23 protein-coding genes and 1 pseudogene are annotated in these 23,003 nt (G+C 39.2%); 9 read left to right on the plus strand and 15 right to left on the minus strand.

Going from position 1 to position 23,003, the window contains the following annotated elements; translation table 11 throughout:
* Positions 1–34: 34 nt before the first annotated feature.
* From leuD to leuA, 4 genes are all read right to left on the minus strand, one after another.
* The gene (gene leuD, locus AAX18_RS06495; protein WP_046953336.1) at positions 35–637 is read right to left on the minus strand and encodes a 3-isopropylmalate dehydratase small subunit; all 603 of its coding nucleotides are present in this window, start codon (positions 635–637) and stop codon (positions 35–37) included.
* A 10-nt stretch (positions 638–647) separates the two neighbouring features.
* Positions 648–2,057: a 3-isopropylmalate dehydratase large subunit gene (gene leuC, locus AAX18_RS06500; RefSeq protein ID WP_046953337.1), complete on the minus strand. Its 1,410-nt coding sequence runs from the start codon at positions 2,055–2,057 to the stop codon at positions 648–650.
* Between the two features lie 91 nt (positions 2,058–2,148).
* Positions 2,149–3,225 (minus strand): 3-isopropylmalate dehydrogenase, encoded by a 1,077-nt coding sequence (gene leuB / locus AAX18_RS06505; protein WP_046953338.1) that lies wholly within the window; start codon positions 3,223–3,225, stop codon positions 2,149–2,151.
* 174 nt (positions 3,226–3,399) lie between these two features.
* Complete coding sequence (gene leuA / locus AAX18_RS06510) at positions 3,400–4,947, minus strand: 2-isopropylmalate synthase (protein WP_046953339.1); 1,548 nt, start codon at positions 4,945–4,947, stop codon at positions 3,400–3,402.
* A gap of 544 nt (positions 4,948–5,491) precedes the next feature.
* Between leuA and dprA the strand changes: the two genes are divergently transcribed.
* The 5 genes from dprA to smpB all read left to right on the plus strand — a co-directional run bounded on the left by dprA (position 5,492) and on the right by smpB (position 9,810).
* A complete protein-coding gene (gene dprA, locus AAX18_RS06515; protein ID WP_046953340.1) occupies positions 5,492–6,613 on the plus strand; it encodes a DNA-processing protein DprA in 1,122 nt (373 codons plus the stop codon).
* Between the two features lie 52 nt (positions 6,614–6,665).
* Positions 6,666–7,442, plus strand: coding sequence for a peroxide stress protein YaaA (gene yaaA / locus AAX18_RS06520; protein ID WP_046953341.1), 777 nt, complete (start codon positions 6,666–6,668; stop codon positions 7,440–7,442).
* On the plus strand, positions 7,435–8,016 hold the full coding sequence (locus tag AAX18_RS06525) for a hypothetical protein (protein ID WP_046953342.1): 582 nt from the start codon (positions 7,435–7,437) through the stop codon (positions 8,014–8,016). Before yaaA ends, AAX18_RS06525 begins: the two co-directional genes overlap by 8 nt.
* A gap of 107 nt (positions 8,017–8,123) precedes the next feature.
* Positions 8,124–9,089, plus strand: a complete 966-nt coding sequence (gene pfkA / locus AAX18_RS06530; protein WP_005627427.1) for a 6-phosphofructokinase — start codon at positions 8,124–8,126, stop codon at positions 9,087–9,089.
* Positions 9,090–9,327: 238 nt separating this feature from the next.
* Entirely contained in the window at positions 9,328–9,810 is a 483-nt protein-coding gene (gene smpB / locus AAX18_RS06535) for an SsrA-binding protein SmpB (protein WP_005633362.1), read from the plus strand.
* A gap of 51 nt (positions 9,811–9,861) precedes the next feature.
* On the opposite strand, the gene AAX18_RS06540 is transcribed toward smpB, so the two are convergent.
* Complete coding sequence (locus tag AAX18_RS06540) at positions 9,862–10,650, minus strand: outer membrane protein assembly factor BamD (protein ID WP_005636887.1); 789 nt, start codon at positions 10,648–10,650, stop codon at positions 9,862–9,864.
* Between the two features lie 107 nt (positions 10,651–10,757).
* Here AAX18_RS06540 and rluD point away from each other — a divergent pair, with 107 nt between their 5' ends.
* Positions 10,758–11,732: a 23S rRNA pseudouridine(1911/1915/1917) synthase RluD gene (gene rluD, locus AAX18_RS06545; protein WP_046953343.1), complete on the plus strand. Its 975-nt coding sequence runs from the start codon at positions 10,758–10,760 to the stop codon at positions 11,730–11,732.
* 1 nt (position 11,733) lies between these two features.
* Positions 11,734–12,468 (plus strand): peptidoglycan editing factor PgeF, encoded by a 735-nt coding sequence (gene pgeF / locus AAX18_RS06550; protein ID WP_005627440.1) that lies wholly within the window; start codon positions 11,734–11,736, stop codon positions 12,466–12,468.
* A gap of 42 nt (positions 12,469–12,510) precedes the next feature.
* On the opposite strand, the gene mnmA is transcribed toward pgeF, so the two are convergent.
* The 10 genes from mnmA to AAX18_RS06600 form a co-directional block, all read right to left on the minus strand.
* Complete coding sequence (gene mnmA / locus AAX18_RS06555; protein ID WP_114892576.1) at positions 12,511–13,662, minus strand: tRNA 2-thiouridine(34) synthase MnmA; 1,152 nt, start codon at positions 13,660–13,662, stop codon at positions 12,511–12,513.
* Positions 13,663–13,778: 116 nt separating this feature from the next.
* On the minus strand, positions 13,779–14,039 hold the full coding sequence (gene nqrM / locus AAX18_RS06560; protein WP_005629187.1) for a (Na+)-NQR maturation NqrM: 261 nt from the start codon (positions 14,037–14,039) through the stop codon (positions 13,779–13,781).
* A 2-nt stretch (positions 14,040–14,041) separates the two neighbouring features.
* Positions 14,042–15,082, minus strand: coding sequence for an FAD:protein FMN transferase (locus AAX18_RS06565; protein ID WP_005629185.1), 1,041 nt, complete (start codon positions 15,080–15,082; stop codon positions 14,042–14,044).
* A gap of 144 nt (positions 15,083–15,226) precedes the next feature.
* On the minus strand, positions 15,227–16,462 hold the full coding sequence (gene nqrF, locus AAX18_RS06570; protein ID WP_005629183.1) for an NADH:ubiquinone reductase (Na(+)-transporting) subunit F: 1,236 nt from the start codon (positions 16,460–16,462) through the stop codon (positions 15,227–15,229).
* 12 nt (positions 16,463–16,474) lie between these two features.
* The gene (gene nqrE, locus AAX18_RS06575) at positions 16,475–17,071 is read right to left on the minus strand and encodes an NADH:ubiquinone reductase (Na(+)-transporting) subunit E (protein ID WP_005629181.1); all 597 of its coding nucleotides are present in this window, start codon (positions 17,069–17,071) and stop codon (positions 16,475–16,477) included.
* A gap of 3 nt (positions 17,072–17,074) precedes the next feature.
* A complete protein-coding gene (gene nqrD / locus AAX18_RS06580; protein WP_005629349.1) occupies positions 17,075–17,701 on the minus strand; it encodes an NADH:ubiquinone reductase (Na(+)-transporting) subunit D in 627 nt (208 codons plus the stop codon).
* A complete protein-coding gene (locus AAX18_RS06585; protein ID WP_005629176.1) occupies positions 17,701–18,435 on the minus strand; it encodes a Na(+)-translocating NADH-quinone reductase subunit C in 735 nt (244 codons plus the stop codon). The genes nqrD and AAX18_RS06585 overlap by 1 nt, the downstream gene beginning before the upstream one ends.
* Entirely contained in the window at positions 18,428–19,663 is a 1,236-nt protein-coding gene (locus tag AAX18_RS06590; RefSeq protein WP_005629174.1) for an NADH:ubiquinone reductase (Na(+)-transporting) subunit B, read from the minus strand. The genes AAX18_RS06585 and AAX18_RS06590 overlap by 8 nt, the downstream gene beginning before the upstream one ends.
* Before the next feature lie 2 nt (positions 19,664–19,665).
* Positions 19,666–21,009 carry a Na(+)-translocating NADH-quinone reductase subunit A gene (locus AAX18_RS06595; RefSeq protein WP_005629172.1) on the minus strand — a complete coding sequence of 448 codons (1,344 nt, stop codon included), beginning with the start codon at positions 21,007–21,009 and terminating at the stop codon, positions 19,666–19,668.
* 293 nt (positions 21,010–21,302) lie between these two features.
* Positions 21,303–21,614, minus strand: coding sequence for a BolA family protein (locus AAX18_RS06600; RefSeq protein WP_005629170.1), 312 nt, complete (start codon positions 21,612–21,614; stop codon positions 21,303–21,305).
* A 92-nt stretch (positions 21,615–21,706) separates the two neighbouring features.
* Between AAX18_RS06600 and AAX18_RS06605 the strand changes: the two genes are divergently transcribed.
* Both AAX18_RS06605 and AAX18_RS08765 read left to right on the plus strand, forming a co-directional pair.
* Positions 21,707–22,306, plus strand: a complete 600-nt coding sequence (locus AAX18_RS06605) for a YajG family lipoprotein (protein WP_046953345.1) — start codon at positions 21,707–21,709, stop codon at positions 22,304–22,306.
* Positions 22,307–22,368: 62 nt separating this feature from the next.
* Positions 22,369–22,998, plus strand: a pseudogene (locus AAX18_RS08765) (FAD-dependent oxidoreductase); the annotation flags it as partial.
* Between the last annotated feature and the right edge of the window lie 5 nt (positions 22,999–23,003).

The following is a 23,003-nucleotide window of genomic DNA, read 5'->3' on the forward strand; positions in this document are numbered from 1 at the left end:
AGCACGGTGAAAAATCACCGCACTTTTATCCTTTTTAGCGCAAGAACGCTGGAATGTTTTTCTCGTATTCTGAGATTTTGTCTTCATGCTGAAGGGTTAAACCGATATTATCCAAGCCGTTTAACAAACAATGACGGCGGAATTCATCCAGTTCAAAGTGATAGACTTTATCACCTACGGTTACGGTCATCGCTTCCAAATCCACATGGATTTGTTTGCCTTCATTTGCCCACACCCATTGGAAGATTTCTTCTACTTCTTCTTCGCTTAAACGAATCGGTAACATGTGGTTATTTAAGCTGTTGTTGTAGAAAATATCCGCAAAACTTGGTGCGATCATCACTTTGAAACCGTAATCGGCTAATGCCCAAGGCGCATGTTCACGAGACGAACCACAGCCTAGGTTTTTACGTGCTAATAAAATGGTCGCACCTTGATATTGTGGATAGTTTAACACAAATTCCGGATTCGGTTTGGTGCCTTCTACATCCAAATAACGCCATTCATGGAATAAGTGTTTGCCGAAACCTACGCGCGTAATCGCTTGTAAAAATTGTTTTGGAATAATCGCATCCGTATCCACGTTTGCTACATCCAATGGCACTACTAAGCCTGAAAGTTGTTTAAATCCTGCCATTTTCTGCTCCTTAGTTTAATGTTACGTCACGAATATCAACGAATTTACCGAACATTCCCGCTGCGGCAGCCATGGCAGGACTCACCAAGTGAGTACGACCGTTACGACCTTGGCGACCTTCAAAGTTACGGTTTGAAGTAGAAGCACAACGTTCCCATTCGCCTAAACGGTCATCGTTCATCCCTAAACACATGGAACAGCCCGGATTACGCCATTCAGCGCCAGCTTCGATAAAGATTTTATCCAAGCCTTCTTTTTCTGCTTGTTCTTTCACTAAGCCGGAACCTGGCACGACTAAAATACGTTTTACATTATCGGCTTTTTTGCGGCCTTTCATGACAGCCGCTGCCGCACGTAAATCTTCGATACGAGCATTAGTACAAGAACCGATAAAGACTTGATCTACAGGGATATCTTTTAAATCAGTGTTAGCGTCTAAGCCAATATAATTCAAGGCTTTTTCTGCTGAAGCACGAGTCACCGGATCAGTCATTTCTGCTGGGTTTGGCACTGGCTGATCGATACCGATTACTTGGCCTGGGTTTGTTCCCCAAGTTACCTGTGGCGCAATATCTTTCGCTTCTAATGTGATGACCGTGTCAAATTTCGCATCATCATCGGATTTTAAGGTCTTCCAATAAGCAACTGCATCATCCCAATCTTTCCCTTTCGGGGCATGTGGACGACCTTTTAAGTATTCGAAAGTCGTTTCATCTGGTGCGATTAAGCCCGCTTTCGCGCCCATTTCAATTGCCATATTACAAACGGTCATACGGCCTTCCATAGAAAGGTCACGAATCGCTTCGCCGCAGAATTCCACTACATGGCCTGTACCGCCCGCCATAGTTGTTTTACCGATAATGGCAAGAATAATGTCTTTTGCGGTAATGCCTGGTGCTACTTTGCCGCGCACTTCAATTTTCATATTTTTTGCGCGAGCTTGTTTTAAGGTTTGTGTGGCTAATACGTGTTCTACTTCAGATGTACCAATACCAAATGCCAAAGCACCGAACGCACCATGAGTGGCGGTATGGGAGTCACCACAAACAATAGTCATGCCCGGTAAGGTTAAGCCTTGTTCAGGCCCCATGACATGCACGATACCTTGTTCTTTGGTGGTCATGTCGAACAATTGAATACCGGTCGCTTTTGTGTTTTTGGCGAGTTCCAATACTTGAATTTTTGCTTGGCCTTCAAGTTTGTTCACATCACGTACTTGAGTAGAAATACTGTGATCCATGGTGCCGAAAGTTTTGCTTACTTGACGTACTTGACGACCTGCAACACGCAAACCGTCAAAGGCTTGTGGACTGGTCACTTCATGAATCAAATGACGGTTTATATACAAAATCGGCGTTTCGCCTTCAGCTTCGTACACCACGTGGGCATCGAATAATTTTTCGTAAAGAGTTTTTGCCATAATTTTTCTCAATTCGTTAGAGGCTTTTGTTAGAGTAGTAAGTGCGGTTAAATTTCAGGATGTTTTTAAACCGCACTTTAATTGTTTTTTATTAGATTGCGTTAGCGATTAACGTACCCATTTCCGCAGTTGAAACGGGCTTAGAATCATCGGCTAAATCACCGGTACGGTGACCGTTTGCTAAGACTTTTTGCACAGCATTTTCAATCGCATCAGCTGCATCATTTAAGTTGAAACTGTAACGTAACATCATCGCGGCAGAAAGAATTTGTGCGATTGGGTTGGCAATGCCTTTGCCTGCGATATCAGGGGCAGAACCGCCAGCCGGTTCATATAAACCGAAACCTTCTTCATTTAAGCTAGCAGATGGCAACATCCCCATAGAGCCGGTGATCATTGCCGCTTCATCAGAAATAATATCGCCGAAAATGTTAGAGCAGAGGAGTACATCGAAAGATTCAGGCGCTTTGATTAACTGCATGGTCGCGTTATCGATATAAATATGATCTAAGGTGACTTCAGGGTAGTCTTTCGCCACTTCAGTCACAGTTTCACGCCATAAGATTGAAGCTTGTAATACGTTCGCTTTATCCACAGAAGTTACATGTTTACGACGTTTCATTGCCGCATCAAAAGCCGCACGCGCAATGCGTTCGATTTCATATTTGTAATAAACTTCGGTATCGAATGCTTTAGTTTGTGCGCCTTCGCCTTCACGGCCTTTAGGCTGACCGAAATAAATCCCACCCGTTAATTCACGCACAACCACCATATCAAACCCTTTTGCTGCAATATCTGCACGTAATGGACAGAATTTTTCGAGTCCTTTATAAAGGGTAGCAGGACGAAGGTTGCAGAATAATTTGAAATGTTTACGTAATGGCAACAATGCACCGCGTTCAGGTTGTTGATCTGGTGGTAAATTTGTCCATTTAGGGCCGCCTACAGAACCAAACAAAATTGCATCCGCATCATCACAACCTTTTAAGGTGTCTGCCGGTAATGGGCAACCGCAATTATCGATTGCGGCACCGCCGACATAAAACTCGTTGAAGTTAAGTTTGAAACCAAATTTTTCTTGGACTTTATTTAATACTTTGATGGCTTCAGCCATGACTTCCGGACCGATACCGTCTCCCGGTAGAACAGCGATGTTATATGATTGCATATTATTTTTCCTATTTCTTTCACACTAAAGTGCGGTTAATTTTCTTCATATTTCTCCCCTATTTTGTAAAGAGGGGCTGGGGGGAGATTTTAACGATATAAAATTCACCACTGAGGTTGATGTTACTTCTGCCAAATCTCCCCTAACCCCTCTTTGCTAAAGAGGGGGATTGAGTTAATGATGTTTATGATTCTTAATATCTGCCACCTTATGCGCACGATAAATGGCATTAATTGCATGAACTAAAGCAAGTGCGGAAGATTCAACGATGTCTGTCGCTAAACCAACACCATGGAATTTACGGCCTTCGTGTTCAATCACGATGTCTACCTGACCTAACGCTTCAGCACCTTCGCCTTTTGCAGTTAAGTTATAGTGGGACATTTTGATATCTAAGCCGGTTAAATTCAAGATCGCATTGTAGACAGCATCAACCGGACCATTACCACCGATAGAAGAGGTACTTAATTTTTTACCATCCAATTCTACTTGAACAAAAGCAGTTGCTGGATATTCTTTAGTGGAGTGTGCAGAAAGTTTATCTAACACTAAACGATCTTCATCACCTTGTTGCATATCAATAAAGGCTAAGGCTTCCAAGTCATAATCGAATACTTGGCCTTTTTTATCCGCCAATTTTAAGAAGGCTTCATACAATTTGTCTAAATCGTAATCTTGTTCGGTGTAACCCATATCCGCCATGTGGCCTTTTACTGCTGCGCGACCAGAACGCGCGGTTAAGTTTAATTTCTCTTTCTTCAAGCCAATAGTTTCTGGTGACATGATTTCGTAGGTATTTTTGTTTTTCAACATACCATCTTGGTGAATACCGGAAGAGTGAGCAAAGGCGTTTGCACCCACAATTGCTTTGTTTGGCTGAATAGGCATATTACAAAGTTGGCTCACCATTTGGCTGACGCGGTGAATTTCTTGCGTGTTGATACGTGTATCCACGCCCATAAATTCTTGGCGAACTTTCATTGCCATCACGACTTCTTCAAGTGAGGTATTACCCGCACGTTCACCAATGCCGTTGATAGTACATTCAATTTGGCGTGCACCATTTTGTACAGCGGTTAAGGAGTTAGCCGTTGCCATACCCAAGTCATTGTGACAATGTACGGAAATCACAGCTTTATCGATATTTGGTACGCGGTTACGTACTTCAGCAATAATATTGCCGAATTGATTAGGTAAGCAGAAACCAACAGTGTCAGGAATATTTACAGTTGTTGCACCTGCATTAATTGCCGCTTCAACAATACGACAAATATTGTCGATACCTGTACGGCCTGCATCTTCGCAAGAAAATTCTACATCGTCAGTATAATTACGTGCATGTTTTACTGCGGCTACAGCCATTTCAACCACATCGTCAAAGGTACGTTTTAATTTGGCTTCAACGTGTAATGCTGAAACTGCAATAAATGTATGGATACGAAACGCTTCTGCCACTTTTAAGGCTTCAGCTGCCGCATCAATATCTTTAATTACCGCACGGGAAAGTGCCGCGACACGACTATTTTTGATATGGCGTGCGATCGTTTGCACGGATTCAAAATCCCCTTGCGAGGAAACCGGAAAACCGACTTCCATCACATCCACGCCTAGACGTTCAAGCGCTAAAGCAATCTGTAATTTTTCTTTAACGGTTAAGCTTGCTTTTAACGCTTGTTCGCCATCACGCAAGGTGGTATCAAAAATAATAACGCGATCTGTCATAACAATTTCCTTACTAAAAGTCCTTCTGAAATCACTCCAAAAGTGCGGTGCATTTTCCTGTATTTTTTTAGACAAAAAACCCGCAACTTATAAAGTGCGGGTTTAAAATTGGGTATTTACATCTGACTGTTTTTCATCCACAACTTAGCCGCACACCGAATGTGAGAGCAGCAGGTTGAGAGATAAAGAAACAATACGAGACATAAATAAAAATCCTTCTGTGTAAAACGTTTTCCATATTACGAATAAAAAACTGACTGTCAAACTATTTTTTAGCGTTTTATATCAAAAATAATCATTAATACACAATATAAAATATATATTTAACTAACAAATATAAAATAAAAAGAATATTCAACCAAATTGATTGCAATCAGCAAATTTTTATTATTGAATTTTTTACATTTTCAAAATAAGAAAAATTTTGCAATTTTTTACTCATCAAAAAGAATTTTTGCGATCTAAATCGCAAAATGCTTTCAAGTTAATCGTTTCTTTCACTCTTTTTTTCCATACTAAATTTTCAAATCAAAAAGGAAAAAGCATGCAAGATATTACCTACACACTACTCCGCCTAATGCAAGTCCCTAAACTTGGCGGAGTGGGAATTGATAAAATTTTATCCAATATTACGCTAGATGAGTTGCTCAATTATGATGATGTTGCTTTCCGACAAATGGGATGGGGCGCCATTCAAATTCGTCGTTGGTTCAAGCCTGAAGCAAAATTTATTGAGCCTGCGCTAGAGTGGTCTCAAAAAGAGGGGAATCATTTGGTAAATTCTTTTTCCCCCTTTTATCCCTTTCTATTGAAACAGATAGCAAGCTTTCCTCCTCTGCTATTTGTAAAAGGAAATTTGACCGCACTTTCACAACGTCAAATTGCGATGGTGGGAAGTCGCTACTGCACGGCTTATGGTGAATATTGGGCTAAATATTTTGCTACGGAACTTTCATTGGCTGGCTTTACGATTACCAGTGGACTCGCATTGGGAATAGATGGGCATTGCCATCAAGCAGTTGTTGATATTCAAGGACAAACCATTGCAGTTTTAGGAAGCGGATTAGAACAAATTTATCCCGTAAAGCATCGCAAACTTTCAGAGCTCATTTTGCAAAACAACGGTACATTAATTTCTGAGTTTTTACCAAACCAAGCACCTATTGCGACAAATTTCCCTCGTCGTAATAGAATTATTAGCGGGCTTTCGGTCGGGACATTAGTGGTGGAAGCCACAGAAAAAAGCGGTTCTCTGATTACCGCTCGGTATGCATTAGAACAAAACCGAGAGGTTTTTGCTGTGCCAGGCAATATTCAAAGTGAATTTAGCCAAGGTTGTAATCGCCTAATTAAACAAGGCGCAATGTTGGTGGAAAATGCAAAGGATATTTTGGAAACCCTATACCAACATTCTATCCATAGCCAAACTGAAATCGATTTTGACCAGATCACAGTGCCTAATTACACGCCACCACCCGATCCTCGCCGATTGGTAGAAGCACCAAGTCACCCGAAACTTTATTCGCGTATCGGTTACACGCCTGTGAGCATTGATGATTTAGCTGAAGAATTTAACTTGAGTGTCGATGTTTTACTTGTTCAGTTGCTCGATCTTGAATTGCAAGATCTCATCATGAGTGAAAATGGGCTATATAAACGCGTTTAGTATAAATTTTTATGCTAATATACGCCCATTATTTTTTCATAAAAGGACGATTATGTTAGCCATTATCTCCCCTGCGAAAACCCTTGACTTTGAAAGTGCGGTAAAAAATTTTCCTGTTTCTCAACCGCACTTTACTGATTACAGCGAACAACTTATTGAGGTTTGTCGTAAACTTTCTCCGCAAGATCTTTCATCGCTTATGTCTATCAGCGATAAGTTAGCCGGTCTAAATGCCGCACGCTTTGCAGAATGGACAAAAATTCACAATGAAAACAATTCCCGCGCTGCATTATTTGCATTTAAAGGCGATGTTTATACTGGTTTAGATGCTGATTCACTTTCGGAAGATGATGTTGCCTTTGCGCAATCCCATTTACGTATGCTTTCAGGGCTTTATGGGCTTTTAAAACCACTTGATTTAATGCAACCTTACCGATTAGAAATGGGAACAAAATTAGCCAATCCGAAAGGAAAAGATCTGTATGCCTTTTGGGGAAATGTGATTACCCAAGCGGTTCAACAAGCTATAGATGAACAAGGTGATAATGTTCTGATAAATTTAGCCTCTGATGAATATTATAAATCGGTTAAAGAAAACCAGCTTAATGCCAAAATTATTAAGCCAGTTTTCTTAGACAATAAAAATGGAAAATACAAAGTAATTAGCTTTTATGCTAAAAAAGCTCGAGGCTTAATGTGCCGTTATCTTATTCAAAATCGTTTAACCAACATTGAACAGTTAAAAGAATTTGATTTAGGTGGTTATTGGTTTGATTCAGCATCATCAACTGAAACTGAATTTGTATTTAAGCGAGATATCAATGAATAAAATTTTTGTTATATTGACCGCACTTATACTCTCTGGCTGTGCAACTAAACTGACTCAATTAAATATTCCTACGCAGTTAGAGCACAATGGTAAAAATTATGCTCTTACTGGCAGCCAAGATTTAGAAACCATTGCACGCTATGTTTATGTAGCCAAGCCAGATACGCTAGAAAATTGGCAATCTGAAATTGAAATTCTCTTTGATCGCAATCAACCAGCGCGCTCAATTAAAGAGCGGATCGCATTGAGAGAACGTATTTATCGTAATACAGGCGTAAAAGATTTCCATTTCGATGCTATTCCAGGAAATTCGATGAATCCACAGGAATTAAATGGATATGTCATCTATTCGCCAACAAAGGAAAATCCATCTTGGCAAGTCAATGTGATGAAAGGACGACAATTACCACAATGTGGCTTTGTTCAGTATCAATATTCACAAAAAGTACAGCAACCAACACTTTCTAAACATTTATCCGTCGATAAAGTGCAACAACATTTGCAAAAATACGTTGTGGATATAGAAAGAAAGCATTTACAAGATTTGAAGTGGCAACTGTTCTGTCAAAAATAATGTAAAAAATTATGCCGGATCAAAATCTCATCAGATTTTGCTAGAGCAGATACCTCTAATGATGTAATCTTATGCCAGTTTCCAATTACGGTTAAAAGTAGGTAAATATGATCAAAAAAATTGCAGTTTTAACAAGTGGTGGCGATGCGCCAGGTATGAATGCAGCAATTCGTGGCGTAGTACGTTCAGCACTTGCAGAAGGTCTAGATGTATTTGGTATCTATGATGGTTACCAAGGCTTATACAACAATAAAATCAAGCAACTAAACCGCTACAGCGTATCAGACGTGATTAATCGTGGCGGTACGTTCTTAGGTTCTGCACGCTTTCCTGAATTTAAGGATCCAAATGTTCGTGCGAAATGTGCTGAAATTTTACGTTCTCACGGCATTGATGCACTTGTTGTTATCGGTGGTGACGGTTCTTACATGGGCGCAAAATTGTTAACTGAAGAACATGGTTTCCCTTGTGTTGGCTTACCTGGCACTATTGATAATGATGTTGCAGGTACTGACTATACCATCGGCTATCAAACCGCATTACAAACTGCAGTCGATGCTATCGACCGTTTACGCGATACCTCAAGCTCACACCAACGTATTTCTATCGTTGAAATTATGGGTCGCCACTGTAGTGACTTAACGATTTCTGCAGGCATCGCTGGCGGTTGTGAATATATCGTCGCATCAGAAATTGAATTTAATCGAGAAGAATTAATTCAACAAATTGAACGTAGCATTATTCGTGGTAAACGCCATGCAATTATTGCAATCACTGAACTTTTAACCGATGTCCATTCTCTGGCAAAAGAAATTGAAGCTCGCGTTGGGCACGAAACTCGTGCAACTGTTTTAGGGCATATTCAACGTGGCGGCTCTCCTTGTGCATTTGACCGTATTCTTGCTTCACGTATGGGCGCATACGCGGTAGATTTATTGCTACAAGGTAAAGGTGGCTACTGCGTAGGCATCCAAAATGAACAACTTGTTCACCATGATATTATTGATGCCATTAATAATATGCAGCGTGTATTTAAGGCTGATTGGCTTAAAGTGGCAAAACGTTTGGAATAATCGTTTATTCACTTTATATAAATCACCAAAACTTAATTCATCTTTTTTATCTCACTTAAACAGACACAGCAATGTGTCTGTTTTTTCTTACAAAAGTGCGGTGATTTTTTCTTGAGTTTTCTATAAATCTTTTAAAGCTTGAAAATAAACGCGACTGCCAGTTCTCCCTAGATGATCTTTTTTGCTATAAAAATAGATATCCGATAAAATGCGCCAAGCAAAATAAGGTATAAAAATTATGACAAAGAAAAAAGTAAAACCAGGATCAAATACTATCGCACTGAATAAACGTGCGAGACATGATTATTTTATAGAAGATGAAATTGAAGCAGGTCTTGAACTACAAGGCTGGGAAGTCAAATCAATGCGCGCAGGCAAGGCAAACATTAGTGATAGTTATGTCATTTTCAAAAATGGCGAAGCCTTTTTATTCGGCGCAAGCATTCAGCCATTAAATGTTGCATCAACGCACATTGTTTGTGATCCAACTCGCACTCGTAAGTTATTATTAAATAAACGTGAACTAGCATCCCTATTTGGCAAAGCAAACCGAGACGGTTTTACCATCGTAGCGCTTTCTCTTTACTGGAAAAGTGCATGGGCAAAAGTCAAAATTGGTTTAGCTAAAGGTAAAAAACAACATGATAAACGCGATGATATCAAAGAGCGTGAATGGAAAGTAACAAAAGATCGCATTATGAAAAATGCACATCGAGGATAATATATAGCAAAAAGCCCGAAGTTATTCGGGCTTTTTATTCATATCTTATGACTATTTAGCAGTCGGAACTTTTAATTCTGGCTCATCTGGTTTTTCAATTGGTGCAAAGGTTTTATCTTTATTCGCATCAATAATTTTTTGGGTATCATTGGCTAATGCTGTTAAACCCATTTTTTCATAAGCTTCTTTCATCAAAGATAAACCTTCATAAGTTGCTTTAGCATCAGGATATTGTTTCAACATTCCAACTACACGGTTTGATACTGCAACCCAAGCATCACGTTTTGCATAGAATTTTGCAATATCTAACTCATGACGAGCAAGCGCATCTTTAATATAAGCCATACGCGCTAAAGCATCTTGAGCATAAGGGCTGTTAGGGAATACACGAACTAAATTTTGGAAATTAGAAAAAGCGGTACGCATAGAAGTGGTTTCACGTGTCGCACGATCAATTCCAAAGAAATCTTGAATAAAATTATCACCTGTTGCAGCGTTGGTTAACCCCGCCATATACACTGCATAGTCTTGGTTCGGACTTTGTGGGAATTGATGTAAAAAGCTATCTACCGTCAATAATACTTGCGTATAATCTTGTGCTTTATAGTTTGCATAAATTAAATCTAGCATCGCCTGTTCTTGATAAATACTACCAGGGAAACGTTCAGTCGCTGCTTTTAAATAACGAATAGCTTCAGAATAGCCGCCTTCTTGTAATGATGTGACACCTTTAGTGTACAACTCATTTACTGATGCTTGCTCAACATCTTTTGAACCACTTGAACATCCAACAACTAATGCTGCCACGGCAAGCAATGCCAAAGATTTTATTTTACGCATTGTTTTTTCCTTAATTTTTACGAAAACCAATAAATAAGATACAATTGTCCGCTATTGTATAGAACATTAATCAATAAGCCAACTTTTAAAATTTTTGAGAGCTATTTATGCCACAAATTACCCTTTCGGCTGAAGTGCAGCCAGAACAAATCGGACAGCGTTTAGACCAAACACTTGCAGAGTTGTTCCCAGAATATTCTCGTTCCCGATTAAAAACGTGGATTGAAGCCGATCTCGTAAAACTTAATGATCGCATTGCCAATATTCCGCGTGAGAAAGTGCTCGGAGGAGAAAAAATAGAAATCACCGTAGAAGTGGAAGATGAGACACGTTTTGAACCAGAAAATATTCCATTGAATATCGTGTATGAAGATGACGACATTATTGTGATTAACAAACCCAAAGATCTTGTCGTACACCCTGGTGCTGGCAATCCAAATGGAACTGTGCTCAATTCACTACTCTATCATTATCCGCCAATTGCAGAAGTACCGAGAGCAGGAATTGTGCATCGATTAGATAAAGATACGACAGGTCTAATGGTTGTTGCGAAAACTATTCCAGCACAAACCAAGTTAGTACGCGACTTACAAAAACGCAAAATTACGCGTGAATATGAAGCAGTAGCATCAGGCATTATGACTAAAGGTGGCACAGTCGATCAACCTATGGCTCGTCATGCAACCAAACGTACTTTAATGGCGGTTCATCCAATGGGAAAACCAGCTGTCACCCATTATCGTATTATGGAGAATTACCGTAACTACACCCGTTTACGTTTACGTTTAGAAACGGGACGTACACATCAAATCCGTGTTCATATGGCACATATTGCCCATCCATTACTAGGCGATCAAACCTATGGCGGACGCCCTCGTCCACCCCAAAATGCAAGTGAAGACTTTATGGAAGTATTGCGTAATTTCAAACGTCAAGCTTTACATGCGGTCATGCTACGCTTAGCTCATCCAATTACAGGTGAAATGATGGAATGGTATGCACCATTACCAGATGACTTTGTTGAATTGCTTAATGCACTCAAAGCCGACTATCTCGAACATCAAGATGAGTTAGATTATTAACATGCAAGCGATAAACCCAAATTGGAACGTTCCAAAGAATATTCATGCCTTTACTACTACTCGTGAAGGGGGCGTGAGCTTGGCGTCTTATTTTAGTTTCAACTTAGGCGATCATGTCGGTGATAACAAAAGTGCGGTAAAAACTAACCGCACTTTATTAGTAGAAAAATTTGGTTTGCCACAAACACCTATATTTCTAACTCAAACACACAGTACTCGAGTGATTCAATTACCTTACTCAGGACAAAATCTTGAAGCGGATGCAGTTTATACAAATGTTCCTCATCAAGTTTGTGCTGTTATGACGGCAGACTGTTTGCCAGTTCTATTCACCACAACATCTGGCAATGAAGTAGCTGCAGCACATGCTGGCTGGCGTGGTTTATGTGATGGCGTATTAGAAGAAACTGTCAAATGCTTTCAGGCTAAACCTGAAGGTATTGTCGCGTGGTTTGGCCCTGCAATTGGACCAACTGCATTTCAAGTTGGAATTGATGTTGTAAAACAGTTTATTGCGATAGATGAAAAAGCCAAACTCGCCTTTCAACCTGATGCCATAGAAGAAGGTAAGTACCTAGGTAATCTTTATCAAATCGCAACTCAGAGATTAAACAATCTAGGCATTACGCAAATTTATGGTGGAAATCACTGTACATTCAATGAAAAAGAATTGTTCTTTTCTTATCGCCGTGACAACCAAACGGGCCGAATGGCAAGTGTCATTTGGTTTGAATAAATAGTCTAAAAGCGCATAAAATGCGCTTTTAGTATCTTTATTTTATATTCTTTCTTCGATAATACCACCGCCCAAACAAACTTCACCAAGGTAAAATACGGCAGATTGTCCTGGTGTGACGGCTGATTGAGGTTCATCGAAAATCACTCGAATAGTTTCATCATCAATCGGTTCAATCACACAAGGAATATCTTGTTGGCGATAACGTGTTTTCACCGTGCAACGTAATAACTCATGAATTGGCTCGCGATCAACCCAATGTAATTGGCTAGCAATCAAACCTTTTGAAAATAAACGAGGATGGTCATGCCCCTGAGCAACAATAAGTTCGTTATTTTCTACATCCTTATCTACCACATACCAAGCCTCATCACCCGCATTTTTTAAACCACCAATGCCTAATCCTTTACGCTGTCCCAACGTGTGATACATCAAACCATCATGGCGACCAATAATTTCACCATCAACAGTACGAATATCACCAGGCTGAGCCGGTAAGTAACGCGCTAAGAAATCCTTAAATTTACGCTCACCAATAAAACAAATACCGGTAGAGTCTTTTTTCTTCGCCGTAATTAAGCCAAGATCTTCAGCAATAGCGCGAACAATCGGCTTCTCGATTTCACCAACGGGGAATAAACTTTGCCCCACTTGTTTGTGGCTTAAGGTATAAAGAAAATAACTTTGATCTTTATTGGCATCTAGACCACGTAATAATTTTGCATTTTCATCATCACCAGCTCTACGTACATAATGCCCTGTTGCAATGTAATGAGCACCAAGATCTTCAGCAGCATATTCTAAAAATGCTTTAAATTTAATTTCTTTATTACACAAAATATCTGGGTTCGGCGTACGCCCTGCTTTATATTCAGTTAGAAAATGCTCAAAGACATTATCCCAATATTCTGCAGCAAAATTAATTTTATGTAATTTGATACCCAATTTATCACATACAGCCTGAGCATCTGCAAGATCAGCTGCTGCAGTGCAGTAATCCGTATCATCATCTTCTTCCCAGTTTTTCATAAACAGGCCTTCAACCTGATAGCCTTGCTGTTGAAGAATAAACGCTGACACAGAAGAATCTACACCACCAGACATACCACAAATGACTTTTTTTGTCGCATTTCTCGCAAGCTGCTCTTGCGTCAATTGAGGAAAGTGTTGATTATAAGTATTTGAAATTAACATAGTTCTCCCGTAACTTCGGTTAAGGCGAAGCACATTGGTTATTGAATGAGAAAACGGCAAAATAATTTTGCCGTTAATTTTATTTTGCACATAAAGTGCGGTCATTTTTGAGCAAGTTATTTCACTTCATAAAATTGCGAGTCATCATCTTTTTTTGCAAATTTTTGCTCATATTCAGCTTTCGCTTGTTCATCGCCCGCATCTAATTTTGATTGAAGCGTATCGCAAGGTTTATCACAATCGCAAGCTTTGGCAATACCAAGGGTAGATAAACCACCACAGCTGCCTTTTAAACTTTGTTTTTTGATAATAAATCCAATAGACATCAACAATATAATTGCGACGAAAGCGATTAAAGTAAAAAATAAAGTTTGCATAACTATTCTTTTGTTTCTGTTAATTTTTTGAACGCAGAGGATGATTTTGTGACAAAACCACTATCTGTTTTAATGATTAAGTAAATGGCAAAATTATTTTTCTCTGCCACTTCTAACGCCTTGTCTTCACCCAGTACAAATAACCCTGTTGATAGGCCATCTGCAGTCATTGAAGTTGGTGCAAGTACCGTAATTGAGGCTAAATGATGCTGAATTGGGTAACCTGTTTTCGGATCAATTTCATGAGCAAAGCGTTTACCATTTTCTTCAAAGTAAATCCGATAATCGCCAGAGCTTGCCATTCCCATATTGTCTAATCCAATGACAGCTTCAACCGCTCTTTCACCTGTTGTAGTTGGTTTTTCAATTGCGATCTGCCAAGGTTTACCTTCAATATTTTTTCCTTTCGCACGAATTTCACCGCCGATTTCAACCATATAATTCTGAGCATTTAGTTCTTCTAACTTTTCAGCCACTTGATCAACACCAAAGCCTTTAGCAATCGAGGACAAATCGACATAAACTTGAGGAAGTGCTTTGCTTAATGTCGGTTTTGCACCACTCATATCGAGGGCAATTTTATCAATACCAACCCAAGCTTGGCGTTCAGCTAATTGTTCTGGCGTAGGTTGTTTTTCTGGGCGTTTTTCTGGGCCAAATCCCCATAAATTCACAACTGGGCCAACAGTTACATCCAGTGCACCTTCAGTCACTTTATTTAAACGAATCGCTTCGGCCAATACTTTGGCAAAATCTGCTGAAATCTCAATCGGTGTATTCACTTGAGTATTTTGATTGAAACGGCTCAGTTCCGAATCTTTTTTGTAAGTGGACATTTTAGCGTTCACATCTTTTAAGATAGCTTCAATTTCTTCATGCGTCTTTTCAGATGTTGCTTTCATCGAGCCTTCATCAAGGTATTTAACATGATAAGTTGTTCCCATTGTTTTACCACTTAATGAGATAACTTTTGTTTCTTTTTGACAGGCTGCAAGACTTAATACCATTGCCACAGCCATAATACCACTTATTAATTTTTTCATCTGGATTTCCTACATCTGTGAATTACTGGCAAATTCAACAAAACTTACCTGTAATCATAGAAAATTTTCTAAAAACACCTTAAATTTTGACCGCACTTCATCACAAAGTGCGGTCAGTTTTTATGATGAATTGATTAACTAAAATCAGCCACCAAAGTCATCTAATAAAATGTTTTCATCTTCAACACCAAGATCTTTCAACATTTTAATTACAGCAGCATTCATCACTGGAGGTCCACACATATAGTATTCACAATCTTCTGGTGCTTCATGATTTTTCAAGTAGTTTTCATAAAGTACATTGTGAATAAAGCCTGTATAGCCAGTCCAATTATCTTCAGGCAATGCGTCCGATAATGCAACATGCCATACAAAGTTTGGATTTTCAGCTTGCAATTGGTCAAAGTCTTCTTGATAGAAGATTTCACGTTTAGAACGTGCACCATACCAGAATGACATTTTACGTTTAGAGTGGAGACGTTTTAATTGGTCAAAAATATGAGAACGCATTGGAGCCATACCTGCACCACCGCCGATAAATACCATTTCTGCATCAGTTTCTTTCGCAAAGAATTCACCAAATGGACCAGAAATAGTAACTTTGTCACCTGCTTTTAATGACCAAATGTATGAAGACATTTGACCTGGAGGTGCATCAGGTTGACGAGGCGGAGGCGTTGCAATACGAACATTAAGCATAATAATGCCTTTCTCTTCAGGGTATGAGGCCATTGAGTAAGCACGAATGATATGCTCGTCCACTTTAGAGACATAACGCCATAAATCATATTTATCCCAGTCTTCGTGGTATTCTTCAGGAATATCAAAATCTTTATAGTTCACCACATGTGGATCAGCTTCGATTTGGATATAACCACCCGCGCGGAAAGGTACTTCCTCGCCTTCAGGAATAGCCAATTTAAGCTCTTTGATAAAGGTTGCTTTGTTATCGTTAGAAATAACAGTACATTCCCATTTTTTCACGCCAAAGATTTCTTCAGGAAGTTCAACTTCCATATTACCTTTCACGTTAACTTGACAAGCTAGACGATAACCTTCTTTTGCTTCACGTTTGTTAATGTGAGAAAGTTCGGTTGGAAGAATTTCTCCACCACCATTTTTCACTTTAACAATACATTGACCACAAGAGCCACCGCCACCGCAAGCAGAAGACACGAAAATACCTTTACTTGCTAAAGCACCTAATAATTTACCACCTGCAGGTAATGTGATCGCTTTTTCAGGATCGTCATTGATGCCGATAGTAATATCACCAGAATCGACTAATTTTGATTTCGCAAATAAGATGATTGCCACTAACACTAATACAATAACCGTGAATGCGGCAATACCGAGTGCAAGAATTACTGAATCGCTCATTGATTACACTCCTTATAATTGAATACCAGAGAAAGACATAAAGCCTAACGCCATTAAACCAACAGAGATAAAGGTAATACCTAAACCTTTTAATCCTGCAGGAATATCCGCGTATTTCATTTTCTCAGTTAAGCCAGCAAGCGCAACAATCGCCAACATCCAACCTAAACCTGAGCCAAAACCGTACACGATAGATTCAGGGAAATTGTAATCACGTTGAACCATGAAAGACACCCCACCAAAGATCGCACAGTTTACTGCGATTAACGGTAAGAAAATCCCTAATGCGTTATAAAGAGATGGCATAAATTTATCTAATACCATTTCAAGAATTTGCACTAAACCAGCAATAACCCCAATGAAGGTAATGAAGTTCAAGAATGATAAGTCCACACCTTCAATTAAAGCATTTTCTTTTAACACATTTGCATAAATTAATTGGTTTACCGGCACGGCGATACCAAGAACGAAAGTTACCGCAATACCAAGACCAAACGCAGTTGATATCTTTTTAGATACCGCTAAGAAAGTACACATTCCCAAGAAGAAAGAAAGTGCCATATTTTCAATGAAGACTGCCTTAACGAATAGGCTAATATAATGTTCCATTGATTACTTCTCCTGTTGCTCTGGTTTCCAAGTTCTTAATCCCCAGATAACAAATCCGATGATAAAGAATGCACTTGGTGCAAGTAGGAATAAACCATTTGCTTGGTACCAACCACCATTCTGAATGGTTTCAAAAATAGTCATACCAAATAATTTACCTGAACCGATAAGTTCACGGAAAAATGCTACGATAATTAACATCGCACCATAACCTAAACCATTACCGATACCATCTACAAAGCTTTCAACGGGAGGCGACTTCATCGCAAATGCTTCGGCACGTCCCATTACGATACAGTTAGTAATAATCAAACCAACGAATACCGAAAGTTGTTTAGATAAACCATAAGCGTAGGCTTTTAATATTTGGTCAACAACGATTACAAGTGATGCAATAATCGCAAGTTGCACAATAATACGAATGCTGTTTGGAATATAATTGCGAATCAAAGAAACAAAGAAACTTGATAACCCAGTTACCAAACTCACTGCAATCGCCATTACAACAGCAGTTTCTAATTTTGTTGTTACCGCCAATGCAGAACAAATACCCAAGATTTGTAATGCAATTGGGTTGTTCTTAACAACTGGAGCTAACAACAGATCTTTATAATTTGCTTTTTCAGACATTAGTTTGCTCCCGCATGAAGTTTTTCAAGATATGGACCAAAACCGTTTGCACTAAACCAATAATCAAACGTACCCTGTACGCCATTACCAGTTAAAGTCGCGCCTGATAAACCATCAATACTATGCTCATCTTGTGGAGCTTGCCCTTTCACGATGTGAATTGCAGGTTGGTGTTGTTCATCAAACAATTTTTTACCTTTAAATAAACTTGCCCAGTTTGGATTTTCAATCTCACCACCCAATCCTGGCGTTTCACCATGTTGGTAGTAAGTGATACCATTAATAGTATTACCATCTGGTTGAACAGATACTAGACCATACATCACTGACCACAAGCCAGTTCCATAAATTGGTAAAATAACTTGTTGAGTCTTACCTTGTTCATCTTTTACAAGATAAACTTCGGTCGTTTTGCTACGAGAACGGATACGTGCTTTATCGGCATCAGCAGGAATTGCTTGTTGGCTATCATCTGCTTGTTGTGTGTATTCACCCGTTGCTAAATCAACGAAACGGGGCTCGATAAATTTTGCATAAGTTTCTTTTACATTAGTGTTTTCTTGTAAAAGACCAGCTACATTTAAGATATTTTTTTGTTTATCGAGTAACTTTTGTTCTTCTTGTGCTGGCTTTAACATTACTGCGGAACCAGCAACAATAATGGAACAAACTAAACTCAGTAGCAATACGACAAGAATTGTGCCGCCTACGCTGTCTTTATTAAACTTAGCCATTTGTTCTTGCTCTCCGACGTTTGATATTTGCTTGAACTACGATGTAGTCGAAAATCGGTGCAAATAAGTTTGCAAATAAAATCGCTAACATCATGCCTTCCGGATAAGCTGGGTTTACAGTACGAATTAATACAGCCATTACACCAATTAATGCACCGTACCACCACTTACCTGCATTGGTAAAGGATGCTGAAACAGGGTCTGTTGCCATAAATACCATACCTAATGCAAATCCACCTAAAACAAGGTGCCAATGCCAAGGCATTGAGAACATTGGGTTAGTATCAGAACCAACTAAATTGAATAGAGTTGAAGTTGCAATCATACCAATCATCACACCAGCAATGATGCGCCATGCGGCAATACGAGTGAACACAATCACTGCGCCACCGATTAAAATTGCAAGCGTAGAAACTTCACCCATTGAACCAGGTAAATTACCAACAAAAGCATCCATCCAAGTGATTGGAGCACCAGTTACTGTATGTTGTAATGCTCCCTGACCACCTTGTGACCATTGTGAAAGTGCGGTTGCGCCAGAGAAACCATCAGCGGCAGTCCAAACAGTATCACCTGAAATTTGAGCTGGATAGGCGAAGAACAAGAAAGCTCGGCCTGCAAGTGCAGGGTTCATAAAGTTACGACCTACGCCACCAAAAATTTCTTTTGCAACAACGATACCAAAAGTAATACCTAATGCGGCTTGCCATAATGGCAATGTTGGTGGAACAATTAACGCAAATAAAATAGTTGAAACGAACATCCCTTCATTTACTTCATGGCCACGCACAACTGAGAACAATAATTCCCAAATCGTACAAACGGTGAACACCACTAAGTAAATTGGTAAAAAGAAAATTGCACCCAGCGCCATTTTTGAGCCCCAAGTTGCATTGGCTGTTAAATCTAAACCTAATGAACTTGCAAAGGCATAGTGCCAATCGTTAGCAATTAATTGATCTAAATTGCCTAATTGATTTAAGGCAGGGATCGCTTGGTTACCCACATTGTACATCCCGTAAAAAATCGCTGGGAACAACGCAAGGAAAACCGTAATCATCATACGTTTTGAGTCTAACGCATCACGAACGTGAGTGTTTTTGTGCGTTACTGTACCTGGTGTATAAAGCAAGGTATAAATCGATTCAAAGATCGGATAAAGCTTGCTGTATTTACCACCTGGTAAAAACGCGGGTTCCATTTTTTCAAAAAGATTTTTCAAACCCATTTTTAACCTTCCTTCTCAATCTTATCTAGTACTTGACGCAAGATTGAACCGTATTCATATTTGCCTGGGCAAACGAAAGAGCACAATGCTAAGTCTTCTTCGTCTAATTCAAGACAACCTAACGCTTGCGCGCCATCGGTATCACCCACGATTAAATCACGTAATAATAATGTCGGTAAAATATCCAACGGCATCACGCGCTCGTAGCTACCAATTGGCACCATTGCACGCTCACCACCGTTTTCTGCGGTAGTAAAATTGAATAATTTCTTACCGAAGTGACCCAACACTGTACGAGTAATTGAATATTTATTTGATTGCGGAGTAATCCAGCCAAGGAATTCTTTCTCATTACCTTCTGCAATCACAGAAACTTGTAATGCATAACGACTTAAATAGTCATGTGCACCTTTTGCAATTTGCCCACAAAGCACTGAGCCAGAAATTACGCGATTTTCACCCGCACTTAATTCATTTTGGGTTAATTGAGAGAGATTAGCGCCAATTACAGTGCGAATTAAACGAGGTTCTTTCACTTGCGGACCAGCAAGAGAAATAACACGTTCAACATAAAGCTCGCCTGTTGTAAATAATTTACCCACTGCGATCACATCTTGATAATTGATGTGCCATACAGTTTTATTTACACCAACAGGATCAATAAAATGAATATGAGTACCAACAAGACCTGCAGGGTGAACGCCACCGAAATCATGAATCTGTAAATTTTCAAGATCAACAGTTGGGATATTCGTATCACCTGCTTTACACAAGTGTAACGGTTTTGAAGGGAATAAACGACTTAATACCGTTAAACCATTTGTGAAATCTTGCCAAAATTCTTTTAGCACGATAGCAGGATCTGCGGCTAATGGATTGGTATCCATTGCATTCACGAAAATTGAGGCTGGTTCACTATCAATCGCAGGTACTTTGCTAAATGGACGAGTACGTAATGCAGTCCATAAACCTGATTCAACAAGGTTTTGTTTTACTTGTTCAGAAGAAAGCGTATTCAATTGTTCTGCACTATATTTTGCGAAAGTGATTTGCTCATTTCCTTCCACATTAATTACGACAGATTGTAATACGCGCTTCTCACCACGATTGATTACAGTGATAGTACCACTTGCAGGGGCTGTAAAAATCACACCGGGATTTTTCTTGTCTTCAAAAAGCACTTGGCCTTTCTTTACAACATCGCCTTCGCGCACCTTCATAGAAGGACGCATCCCCACATACTCCTCACCTAGAATCGCAACTTGATTCACAACATTTCCGTTGTGGATTACTTGTGCTGGTTTTCCCGCAATTGGGAGATCCAAGCCTTTCTTAATTGTAATCATACTGTTTGCACTACTTTTCAAGGTTAAAAATACAATTGCAAATAAACAAGTTAAATGCAATCTCGTGTTTGAGCGTGACAAAACACCTTTAGAAAGACATTAATGTCACAAAAATAAAAAACTCAAATCGGTTAACTTCACGATAAACATCCTTATCGAGAAATTGAATTTGGATAAAATTAAACGCCTTATTCTAGCGAAAATCTGCTTTTTTCGCTACTTAAACGCCTACTTTTTTGTAAAAACCTTTTGCGATATATCAAAAAAATGTTACATCTTCATAACATAAAAAATTAATGTCCAACGCCTGCGCATTTCGTTGAAGCAGGAATTTTCTCATTTAACTCGCCCCATTCCTCTACAGTAAATAAGTGCAACGCTAACGCATGAACACCGCTATTAAGCTCATCTGCAAGCAATTGATAAACACGTTGATGACGCTGTACTTTACGCATTCCTTCAAAAACATTACTCACAATCACACATTTAAAATGAGATTCCGCGCCACGACCAGAACTATGTAAGTGGCTTTCATTTTCTACACTAAAAAAGTGCGGTTGAAATTCTAGTTGAATTTTTTGTTCGATAGTTTGTTGAACAGACATCATAAATCTCCACAAAATCACAATGAAACGCTATACATTAGCAGTGAAGTTTGCAAGAATAACACAGTTTTAACTGGCTCATTGGGGAAATTATGACATCATCAAACAAAATCAAAACATTATCAGCAGTAAGTATTGCAGCAGCTACGCTGTTCCTTGCTGGCTGCCAAGCACAATCAAATACATTAACGTTCACACCACCGGCACCGAATGCCACAATGAACATTAATCAAAATGCGATTGTGTATGTAACAACGAAAGATAGCCGCACAACGCAAGATATCGCGAGCTATACCAAGCGTGGAGAACTCATTAAATTAAATTCATCGCCGAGTGTTACGCAATTATTCCAACAAGTGATGCAACAAAATCTTATTAGTAAAGGTTTCAGAATTGGGCAATCCAATGGATCAAATGCGTGGGTAACTGTAGATGTACGTGAATTTGCTACTCAAGTAGAACAAGGTAATCTTCGTTATAAACTGAATACCAAAATTCAAGCGACTGTTTATGTTCAAGGTGCGAGAGGTTCATATAACAAAGCATTTAATGCTACTCGTTCACAAGAAGGCGCATTAAACGCGGATAATGACGAAATTCAAAAAGTTCTGTCTCAAACATTTAACGATATTGTGAATAACATTTATCAAGATCAAGAAGTATCCGCTGCGATTAACCAATATGCTAATTAATCGTATAGCTAATTAGATATGCTCTGAAGTGGGGAAGGTTACTATAACCTTCCTCATTTTTTATATTAGCGAAAAATAACATTGATGTAATTAACGGTTTCGGAAAATTTGTCGATGCGCATACTATTGAAGTAACTCTTGCTGATGGTACAAAAGAGCAAGTAACCGCAGATCATATTTTAATCGCAACAGGTGGTCGCCCATATCGTCCAAACATTAAAGGACAAGAATACGGCATTGATTCGGATGGTTTCTTTGCATTAACTGAATTACCAAAACGCGCTGCGGTTATTGGGGCTGGCTATATTGCCGTTGAACTTTCTAGTATATTAAACAGCCTAGACGTAGAAACGCATTTATTAGTGCGTCGTCATGCGCCAATGCGTAATCAAGATCCATTAATCGTAGAAACATTAGTGGAAGTGCTTGCGCAAGATGGAATTCAATTACATACTAATTCCACGCCATCTGAAATTGTTAAAAATGCAGATGGCTCCCTTACAGTAAAATGTGATGGTCAATCTGATGTTATTGTAGATTGCGTTATTTGGGCTGCGGGTCGTGTTCCAGCGACAGATAAAATTGGCTTAGAAAATGCAGGTGTAGAAACAAATGAACACGGCTATGTCAAAGTAGATAAATATCAAAATACCAATGTGAAAGGCATTTATGTGGTAGGCGATATTATCAAATATCG

This window comes from Haemophilus haemolyticus (assembly GCF_001008205.1).
GTDB classification, from domain to species: Bacteria; Pseudomonadota; Gammaproteobacteria; order Enterobacterales; family Pasteurellaceae; genus Haemophilus; species Haemophilus haemolyticus_Q.

Excerpts from the sequence above, each read along its gene's own strand:
- AAX18_RS06595 (WP_005629172.1), bottom strand. The coding sequence starts at position 21,009 with ATGATTACAATTAAGAAAGGCTTGGATCTCCCAATTGCGGGAAAACCA.
- pgeF (WP_005627440.1), top strand. The coding sequence starts at position 11,734 with ATGCAAGCGATAAACCCAAATTGGAACGTTCCAAAGAATATTCATGCC.
- dprA (WP_046953340.1), top strand. The coding sequence starts at position 5,492 with ATGCAAGATATTACCTACACACTACTCCGCCTAATGCAAGTCCCTAAA.
- leuB (WP_046953338.1), bottom strand. The coding sequence starts at position 3,225 with ATGCAATCATATAACATCGCTGTTCTACCGGGAGACGGTATCGGTCCG.
- AAX18_RS06605 (WP_046953345.1), top strand. The coding sequence starts at position 21,707 with ATGACATCATCAAACAAAATCAAAACATTATCAGCAGTAAGTATTGCA.
- nqrM (WP_005629187.1), bottom strand. The coding sequence starts at position 14,039 with ATGCAAACTTTATTTTTTACTTTAATCGCTTTCGTCGCAATTATATTG.
- AAX18_RS06540 (WP_005636887.1), bottom strand. The coding sequence starts at position 10,650 with ATGCGTAAAATAAAATCTTTGGCATTGCTTGCCGTGGCAGCATTAGTT.
- pfkA (WP_005627427.1), top strand. The coding sequence starts at position 8,124 with ATGATCAAAAAAATTGCAGTTTTAACAAGTGGTGGCGATGCGCCAGGT.
- AAX18_RS06590 (WP_005629174.1), bottom strand. The coding sequence starts at position 19,663 with ATGGGTTTGAAAAATCTTTTTGAAAAAATGGAACCCGCGTTTTTACCA.
- rluD (WP_046953343.1), top strand. The coding sequence starts at position 10,758 with ATGCCACAAATTACCCTTTCGGCTGAAGTGCAGCCAGAACAAATCGGA.
- leuC (WP_046953337.1), bottom strand. The coding sequence starts at position 2,057 with ATGGCAAAAACTCTTTACGAAAAATTATTCGATGCCCACGTGGTGTAC.
- AAX18_RS06600 (WP_005629170.1), bottom strand. The coding sequence starts at position 21,614 with ATGTCTGTTCAACAAACTATCGAACAAAAAATTCAACTAGAATTTCAA.
- AAX18_RS06585 (WP_005629176.1), bottom strand. The coding sequence starts at position 18,435 with ATGGCTAAGTTTAATAAAGACAGCGTAGGCGGCACAATTCTTGTCGTA.
- nqrF (WP_005629183.1), bottom strand. The coding sequence starts at position 16,462 with ATGAGCGATTCAGTAATTCTTGCACTCGGTATTGCCGCATTCACGGTT.
- nqrE (WP_005629181.1), bottom strand. The coding sequence starts at position 17,071 with ATGGAACATTATATTAGCCTATTCGTTAAGGCAGTCTTCATTGAAAAT.
- leuA (WP_046953339.1), bottom strand. The coding sequence starts at position 4,947 with ATGACAGATCGCGTTATTATTTTTGATACCACCTTGCGTGATGGCGAA.
- nqrD (WP_005629349.1), bottom strand. The coding sequence starts at position 17,701 with ATGTCTGAAAAAGCAAATTATAAAGATCTGTTGTTAGCTCCAGTTGTT.
- AAX18_RS06565 (WP_005629185.1), bottom strand. The coding sequence starts at position 15,082 with ATGAAAAAATTAATAAGTGGTATTATGGCTGTGGCAATGGTATTAAGT.
- yaaA (WP_046953341.1), top strand. The coding sequence starts at position 6,666 with ATGTTAGCCATTATCTCCCCTGCGAAAACCCTTGACTTTGAAAGTGCG.
- leuD (WP_046953336.1), bottom strand. The coding sequence starts at position 637 with ATGGCAGGATTTAAACAACTTTCAGGCTTAGTAGTGCCATTGGATGTA.
- mnmA (WP_114892576.1), bottom strand. The coding sequence starts at position 13,662 with ATGTTAATTTCAAATACTTATAATCAACACTTTCCTCAATTGACGCAA.
- smpB (WP_005633362.1), top strand. The coding sequence starts at position 9,328 with ATGACAAAGAAAAAAGTAAAACCAGGATCAAATACTATCGCACTGAAT.
- AAX18_RS06525 (WP_046953342.1), top strand. The coding sequence starts at position 7,435 with ATGAATAAAATTTTTGTTATATTGACCGCACTTATACTCTCTGGCTGT.